This is a genomic window from Wohlfahrtiimonas larvae (assembly GCF_002006755.1).
Classification (GTDB): domain Bacteria; phylum Pseudomonadota; class Gammaproteobacteria; order Cardiobacteriales; family Wohlfahrtiimonadaceae; genus Wohlfahrtiimonas; species Wohlfahrtiimonas larvae.
In genome coordinates this window covers 1-6,271 of the sequence record NZ_MVDO01000061.1, presented here as the reverse complement: position 1 = coordinate 6,271, position 6,271 = coordinate 1, and the positions used below count along the sequence as shown (strand labels likewise).

4 protein-coding genes, 2 tRNA genes and 1 other RNA gene are annotated in these 6,271 nt (G+C 35.6%); 4 read left to right on the top strand and 3 right to left on the bottom strand.

Annotation, left to right across the window (positions count from 1 at the left end; all coding sequences use genetic code 11):
• Window positions 1-824: phage terminase large subunit family protein (locus BZK14_RS04070; protein WP_143691323.1), on the top strand; the 824-nt coding region annotated here is incomplete at its 5' end.
• A gap of 11 nt (window positions 825-835) precedes the next feature.
• Window positions 836-1,786, top strand: coding sequence for a phage portal protein (locus BZK14_RS04065; protein WP_077925301.1), 951 nt, complete (start codon window positions 836-838; stop codon window positions 1,784-1,786).
• A 794-nt stretch (window positions 1,787-2,580) separates the two neighbouring features.
• Here the strand turns inward: BZK14_RS04065 and ssrA are convergent.
• From ssrA to BZK14_RS04050, 3 genes are all read right to left on the bottom strand, one after another.
• Window positions 2,581-2,934, bottom strand: a transfer-messenger RNA (tmRNA) gene (gene ssrA / locus BZK14_RS04060).
• 103 nt (window positions 2,935-3,037) lie between these two features.
• A tRNA-Phe gene (locus BZK14_RS04055) sits at window positions 3,038-3,113 on the bottom strand.
• An 18-nt stretch (window positions 3,114-3,131) separates the two neighbouring features.
• Window positions 3,132-3,207 (bottom strand) — tRNA-Phe (locus tag BZK14_RS04050).
• A gap of 154 nt (window positions 3,208-3,361) precedes the next feature.
• Between BZK14_RS04050 and BZK14_RS04045 the strand changes: the two genes are divergently transcribed.
• Window positions 3,362-4,459: a serine hydrolase gene (locus tag BZK14_RS04045; RefSeq protein ID WP_077925300.1), complete on the top strand. Its 1,098-nt coding sequence runs from the start codon at window positions 3,362-3,364 to the stop codon at window positions 4,457-4,459.
• A complete protein-coding gene (gene lnt / locus BZK14_RS04040) occupies window positions 4,459-6,009 on the top strand; it encodes an apolipoprotein N-acyltransferase (RefSeq protein ID WP_143691321.1) in 1,551 nt (516 codons plus the stop codon). The genes BZK14_RS04045 and lnt overlap by 1 nt, the downstream gene beginning before the upstream one ends.
• The last annotated feature ends 262 nt before the right edge of the window (window positions 6,010-6,271 follow it).

Here is a 6,271-nt window from a genome sequence, read left to right as displayed (position 1 = left end):
AAACCCTAAAAAGTGGATTGCTTTGCCCTGATGGTCAATATCGCAGAATCATCACATTGGAAGATGCCATCAAAGAAGGTTGTGATTGGATCAACATTGATCGCTTACGTTTACGCTATCCCGATGAAGAAACATTTTCACGCCTATATGAATGTGAATTCTTTGATGATGTATCCAGTGCTTTTAGCTTTGATGATTTAAATGCTTGTATGGTGGATTCATGGGAAAAATGGACGGACTTTGAGCCACTCACAAAACCACACAAACCATTTGGCCGTAAAAAAGTAGCAGTTGGCTATGATCCTGCTCGCACCAATGATGGTGCCACTTGTGTTGTAGTTGCCATTCCATCTAATAAAAATGAAACATTCCGTATTTTAGAAAAACACTTTTGGGAAGATGTTTCCTTTGAGAACCAAGAGAAATACATCAAAGAAATAACAGATCGCTACAACGTCGTGCATCTCGGTATTGATACCAGAAACATGGGGCTAGTGATCGCTGAACGTGTTGAGAATTTTTATCCCAACTTAACACGCTACCAAAGTGATCTATCATTGAAAACTTTATTTGTTCTACAAGCTAAAACCCTCTTTCGTGAAAGAAAAATAGAGTTTGATGCGGGTTGGCAGGATCTTTTATACAGCTTTTTGAATATTAAAAATGCTATGACCAAATCACAGCAATACGCAACTTTCCAATCTGTGCGTGATGAAGAACATGGTCATGCGGATTTAAGTTGGGCAACGATGTATGCATTAGGTTATCAGCGTTTTGATGGCACCACCGTCGATACAGAAAATGAAAGTATTATAGTTTTATAGAGAGAATAATTATGAATGATGTCTTAACATTTAGCATTGGCGAACCTGAGATTTTTAGCCCTTTTGATCTGATTGATCTTTTATCATGCCAAACCATTGATGGTTATTATGCGCCACCCATTGCTTACGATACATTAACAAAATTACCACGATTGAATACACACCATGAATCAGCACTAGATTGTAAAAAGAATATTTTGAGCTCCATTTTTAAAGAAACTCAATATTTGGATTATGAATCTTGTGAGGCATTCATCAAAGATTATTTAATGTTTGGCAATGCATACCTTGAGCCTGTACCTTCTATTTTGGGCAATACGATCCGTTACCGCCATGTGATGGCAAAATATACGCGCATTGGTACAGATGGACAGTATTACTTCTTAAAGAATTTTGGTGAAAAAATCCTTAAAAAGAATCTCATTCATGTCAAAGCTTACGATGTGAATCAGAATATCTATGGCATGCCTAATTATTTGAGTGCGATGTTAAGCATTGCCTTGAATCATGCAGGTACCATGTTCCGATATAAATATTATAAAAATGGATCGCACGCTGGCTTTATTTTAGCCATCAATGGCCACGTTTCTGACAAGGGGATGAAAACCATTGAAGATACACTCAAACAAACTAAGCAAGATGGCAACTTTAAGAATTTGGTTGTCCACCTGCCAAAAGGGGACAAAGATTCTGTCCAATTAATCCCAATCAGCCAGATTGCTGCAAAAGATGAATTTGTAAATATAAAAGATGTATCTCGTGATGATATTGCATCCGTGCATCGCGTGCCTTTGGTGCTAATGAGCATTCAAGCCAATAATGCAGGGGGGTTTGGCAACCCTGCCCCATTTGCGAAAGTATTCTATCAAAATGAGCTATATCCAATGATCCGAAAATTCATGTCCGTCAATCATAGAATTAGCCAAAAAATATTTGATTTTGATAAGTACGAATTGGAATAGCCATAGGGGTGCATTTTAAAGTAGTAACATTGGTAACCTATTCAATCAATTTATCTCATAAGCATTGATACAGCTATCTTACAAAGCATGTTCAAAATGTAATATTTAAGTATAAAGTTGTAACATGAGATTACATACTTATATATCCATATGAAATATAAAGATTATTTATGATTAAAATGTTACTTCTTTTTTGTAATATAGATTACATAAATATTACTAAAATGTTACTTTTCACAATCTCTTATATGATCGCTATATCAATGCTTTTGAAAGATTTATAAAAAAATGTTACTAATATTACTACTTTTAAACATACCCCAAAGATTTTAAAAACTCCTTATATCAGGACCGAAATATTCAATAAAAAAGTAATAAAAATATTCAGAATAAGCTAGAGTTGATTTTAGCTGATAATAAACTATGATAATTATACGCGATGCTTTGGTAATCCTAACCAAACAAAGGTAACTCTACGAGCCTATGCCATATTTTTGGCCGCAAAAAAACGCATTTTGTGCATAATCCTCGCCGTGGTGAGGTGCGGATTTTTGGCGCTCATTTCTCTAGGAATAAAATAAAACTCAATCGATGCCAGGAAGAACACCTATTCATTTGGTTATGCTTTTGGCCACACACATCAATGTTTAAAATTTATTCAGTTCATAACCATCAAAACATGATCACTTCTTGTGCAGTGTATTTTTATTAATCATTTTGGTGGACAAAAAAGCGGACAGACATAAAAAAACTACTTCAAATCATTGAAATAGCTTAATTTTTTACTAGATATTTGGTGGAGGCGGCGGGATTTGAACCCGCGTCCGAAAACTATCCATCCTTGGTACTACATGTTTAGCCGTATCTTCAATTTAACCTTTTACCATCCGACCGGCAGGATAATAAACGGCTGTCCCAGTTAGGTTTCGAGAGGGAGCTCCTAGGCAAACATCTCTCTAGATCGTTTAAGTTGACTGATGTTACCACCGAACGAACACAGTAGTAAGATCAGTTAGCAGGCTTAAGCTGCTAAAGCGTAGTTATTATCGTTTGCAATTATAACTGATTGCCGCGTTTTTACGAGACTCTCGACCTTCTCGACATGCACCTCAAACTTCAACATCCCCGTCGAATCCAAGAACGCCCCCGTTTGAAACTTTTTCGATTGTAACACAAAAACAGTAAAACTTCTTCCTAATCGTTAAGGTTAAACACAAAAACTTTCTCGGGAAATTTCACTGTTCAAAAAAATGGTGGCTCGAGACAGAATCGAACTGTCGACACGCGGATTTTCAATCCGCTGCTCTACCAACTGAGCTATCGAGCCTTTTTGGCTTCTGCTTAATGGTGGCTCGAGACAGAATCGAACTGTCGACACGCGGATTTTCAATCCGCTGCTCTACCAACTGAGCTATCGAGCCATTTATGCGATGCATCATCGCTAAGCAGGTGAGCATTAAACACTATTCGTGCCATTTGGTCAAGCATCATATATGACTAACTTTTAATCATAGTCTATTTTTATATGCTTTGTGATCTAAAATATAAAATATATATCCTAGGGAAACCATTGAAATGCTACTGAGTAATCTCGATCAAATGATTAATGCCTCCATTGAATCAGGATTAGATTCTGCGCAATTATTGATCGCAAAAAATCATAAAATTATCAAACATTCTGCATATGGCAATGCTGATTTAAAGACTTTGTATGACATTGCATCCTTAACTAAAATTTTTTCTTTAACAGCTTTGTATCAAGTTTATACAACTCAAGGAAAAATTAATTTAGATTTAACCTTAAAGGAGATATTCCCAAACTATTTTACAGATAAATCTTTAGCCAATAAATCCGATATTACCATCAAAATGCTATTAGCTCATGAGGCAGGCTTCGAACCCAACCCTCTTTTTTATGATAAGAGCTATAACACTGAGCTTTTTTGCCACAATCGTGATAATTTTTTGGCCAAGTTACTCAAAGCACCTTTAATTCATGCCCCACAATCTTGCTCTTTATATTCTGATGTCGATTTTATGCTACTCACCTTTATATTAGAGCACCTATTACACACGAAACTTGATATGCTCTTTCAAGCAACTTTTCCAGAATTAAAGAGCCAACGCATTTGTTACCAACCACTACAACATAATTATTCAATATCAGAAATCGCCCCAACAGAATTACATGGCAATACACGCGATGGCTTCATTCATTTTGACAATATTCGCACTGAAACCATTCATGGCGAAGTGCAAGATGAAAAAGCTTATCACTGTATGAATGAAATTTCAGGGCATGCAGGCTTATTTGCCAATTGCGAAGCGCTCTACTCTGCTTTGCAGCTTATGAATATTCCAATCGAATTTTTACAAAGCCAATCAGATGATCCAAGTTTTGGCCTAGGCTGGCGTTTAAATAAAGGTGGAGATATGGCCTATCATTTTGGCCATTATGCATCTGAAGAAGCTTATGGACATACAGGATGGACAGGATGCGTTTTTATCATCGACCCTAAATACGATTTAACAATTATATATTTAACTAACCGAAAACATAGTAAAGTATTAAACCCTGCACGCAATCCCCATCGTTTTTTAGGTGATATTTTATGGGCAGGACAATATAAAAATATCATGAATGAAATATACCAATCACTGGGATTAAATTAATGAAGCGATCTAACAATTTACTCATTCAAATCATTATTGTTATTACATTAGGTGCATTAATGCCTTTAGCATTTGCACCATTTAATCAATGGTGGCTAGCACCATTATTATTAATGGCTTGGCAATTAACGATTAAAAACAACTCTAAGATACACAGCTTTTGGCTGAGCTATCTATTTGGCTTAAGTATATTTGCAGTTGGACTTTGGTGGGTAAGAATTAGTGTCAATCAATTTGGTGGCGCTCCATTACCACTTGCGATCACTATTGTTTTTGTCTTATCGGGCTATCTTGCAATCTATTATGGAGTATTAGGTTATCTAACTCAAAAAATTAATGTTGGTACCATTACACGCTATTTATTATTATTGCCAACAGCTGGGGTGTTATTAGAAATATTACGTTCTCACGCATTCACAGGATTTCCTTGGTTAGCAATGGGATATTCCCTTACACCAACCTTGCTGGCGCAGTACCTCTTCCCAGTATTTGGTGCATTAATCAGTAGTTTTATTGTTTATTGGCTAGCAGGTGTTTTATTATTAATCATCACTACTTTCAATCAACGATCATTTTCTCGTTCTTTTATTTCAATCATTGCATCGACTATTATTATTGTTGGCAGCACTCTTGGTCTCCAAAAATATTTAAGTGATCCGATTCAAAATTTATCAGAGCCAATTAATATTGCCTTAATTCAAGGCAATATCACACAAGATCAAAAATTTGATGAAACACAATTTGAAGCATCCCTAAAAACGTACTTATCTCTTACTGAAAATGTTATTAATAAAGCAAATTTGGTTGTTTGGCCTGAAACAGCAGTTGTTGCTTATTATAATAATATGAGTAGTTTTTTGGAGAATCTTAGACAATGGTCAGATTATACTGATACAGAACTACTTCTTGGCATCCCAAGAAATCAACAATTACAAGATTTTAATGCTTTTTTACATTTAGGTGAATCTTCTTCACAAGACCAATTCTATGATAAATACCGTCTACTACCTTTTGGTGAATACATTCCCATTCCAGATGTTTTTGGTATTTTTTATGAATGGATCAATATCCCATTAGCAGGATTTACAAAAGGTGCGCCACAACAAGCACCTTTCACATTCTCGCAGTTTTCAACACAAACGACAGGCTCAATCTGCTTTGAAGCAGTATTTGGTGAATCTTTGCGTTACCAAGCGAACCAAAGTGGTTTCTTAGTGAATATCAGTAATGATGCCTGGTTCGGCGATTCTTTAGCCCCTTGGCAACATTTACAAATCGTGCAAGCACGAGCCATTGAATTTGCTCGACCCATTGCTCGCGCAACCAATACAGGGTTGACTGCATTTGTTGCATCTAATGGTGAAATTATTGCTCAAGCACCACAATTTGAAGCGACCACATTATCCACAACCATTATAGGTAAAAAAGGCTTAACCACTTATGTGAAATATGGTGATAATCCTTGGATCATCGTGGCAAGCACACTATTTTTATTAATCATAATCTGCTCCTTCAAAAATCGTAGAAAGCAATACACAAGAAAAGGTTAAATTTTGGATTCTCTATGCAAAATACAAAATCATCATTATCTTTATTAATATAAATAATGATGATTTTGTTATCGAAAGCCATTGATACTACCCATAATTTGCCAATTCCTCACAACCTTTACATTCTCTATACAAATTATGGCGGTTAATTCTATATAATTCCTGTCATTTACGTTATGACGGCTCTTCTTTATGAAAATCAAGAATTTTAAAACTGTGATTTTTTTAATTATCACACTCTCTATTATTGGCTTTATTATCT